This window comes from Mycolicibacterium vinylchloridicum, assembly GCF_013404075.1.
Lineage (GTDB): Bacteria > Actinomycetota > Actinomycetes > Mycobacteriales > Mycobacteriaceae > Mycobacterium > Mycobacterium vinylchloridicum.
This window is the reverse complement of sequence record NZ_JACBJQ010000203.1, coordinates 1-836: the sequence shown is the minus strand read 5'-3', so window position 1 is coordinate 836 and position 836 is coordinate 1. Positions and strand designations below refer to the sequence as shown.

The following is an 836-nucleotide window of genomic DNA, read 5'->3' as shown; positions in this document are numbered from 1 at the left end:
CGCTCACCGCAGCAGCCCCTTGAGTTCCAGGGTGGTAGGGGCGGCCAGTGCAGCCTTCTCGGCCGCCGCGATGGCCTCGGCGCGGTGCACCCCCAACGGCATCTCGGCGATCTTGGCATGCAACGCCAAAATCGCGTTCAACAACATCTCCGGACGCGGCGGACAACCCGGCAGATAAATATCCACCGGCACCACATGATCCACCCCCTGGACCACCGCATAGTTGTTGAACATCCCCCCACTGGACGCACACACCCCCATCGCCAACACCCACTTCGGCTCAGCCATCTGGTCATAGACCTGCCGCAACACCGGCGCCATCTTCTGACTCACCCGCCCGGCCACGATCATCAGATCCGCCTGCCGCGGAGTCGCCGAAAACCGCTCCATCCCAAACCGGGCAATATCAAACCGCGGCGAAGCCGTCGCCATCATCTCGATCGCACAACACGCCAACCCGAACGTCGCCGGCCACAACGACCCCTTACGAACAAACCCCGCCACCTTCTCCACCGTCGACAACAAAATGCCGCCCGGCAGCGCCTCCTCTAATCCCATTCCAGCCCACCCCGGCGCCACACATACCCATACGCCACGAACACCGTCCCCATGAAAATCAGCATCTCCACCAGCGCGAACGTCCCCAACGCATCAAACGACACCGCCCACGGATACAAAAACACGATCTCGATGTCGAACACGATGAACAACATCGCCGTCAGGTAATACTTGATCGGGAACCGCTGACCAGCCGCCTCCCCGACCACCGGCTCAATACCGCACTCATACGCCTCGAGCTTGGCCCGGTTGAAACGCCGCGGACCGACCACCAACGC

Annotated in this window: 2 protein-coding genes; both read right to left on the bottom strand. The window is 62.2% G+C overall.

Features of this window, described 5'->3' with window-relative positions; genetic code table 11:
- Positions 1-3: 3 nt before the first annotated feature.
- A complete protein-coding gene (locus HPC46_RS34580) occupies positions 4-558 on the bottom strand; it encodes a NuoB/complex I 20 kDa subunit family protein (protein ID WP_005140943.1) in 555 nt (184 codons plus the stop codon).
- The coding region (locus HPC46_RS34575) for an NADH-quinone oxidoreductase subunit A (RefSeq protein ID WP_179476462.1) at positions 549-836 on the bottom strand (288 nt) is incomplete at its 5' end. The genes HPC46_RS34575 and HPC46_RS34580, both read right to left, overlap by 10 nt.

Excerpts from the sequence above, each read along its gene's own strand:
- HPC46_RS34580 (WP_005140943.1), bottom strand. The coding sequence starts at position 558 with ATGGGATTAGAGGAGGCGCTGCCGGGCGGCATTTTGTTGTCGACGGTG.